This is a genomic window from Mumia sp., from assembly GCF_028803055.1.
Lineage (GTDB): Bacteria > Actinomycetota > Actinomycetes > Propionibacteriales > Nocardioidaceae > Mumia.
The window spans coordinates 1-501 of sequence record NZ_JARBCJ010000361.1 but is presented as its reverse complement, the minus strand read 5'-3'; the positions used below and the strand labels follow the sequence as shown (position 1 = coordinate 501).

1 protein-coding gene is annotated in these 501 nt (G+C 65.5%); it reads right to left on the bottom strand.

From position 1 onward, the window contains the following. Nucleotides 1-501 (bottom strand): argininosuccinate synthase domain-containing protein (locus tag PV363_RS17920; RefSeq protein WP_301023111.1); only part of this gene is annotated, 501 nt, incomplete at both ends.

Below are 501 nucleotides of genomic sequence, written 5' to 3'. Positions count from 1 at the left end.
CTTCTTGGTCGTGACGATCGGAAGGTTCTTCTGCTCGGCGAAGGCAATGGCCTTGTCACGGGTCAGGGCCAGGTCGCGGACGGGTGCGATGCACTTCAGGTCCGGGCCCAGGGTCTGGATGCCGACCTCGAAGCGGACCTGGTCGTTGCCCTTGCCGGTGCAGCCGTGGGACACGGTGGTGGCGCCGAACTGGCGGGCAGCTGCAACCAGGTGCTTGACGATCACCGGACGGGAAAGGGCCGAGACCAGCGGGTAGGAATCCATGTAGAGGGCGTTGGCCTTCAGGGCCGGCATGCAGTACTCGGAGGCGAATTCGTCCCGGGCATCAGCGACATAGGCCTCGACGGCGCCGCAGGACAGCGCGCGCTGGCGGATGGTTTCCAGGGACTCGCCGCCCTGTCCTACGTCCACGGCCACGGCGATGACTTCAGCGCCGGTTGCCTCGGCAATCCAGCCAATGGCCACTGACGTATCCAGGCCTCCGGAATAGGCCAGAACAAT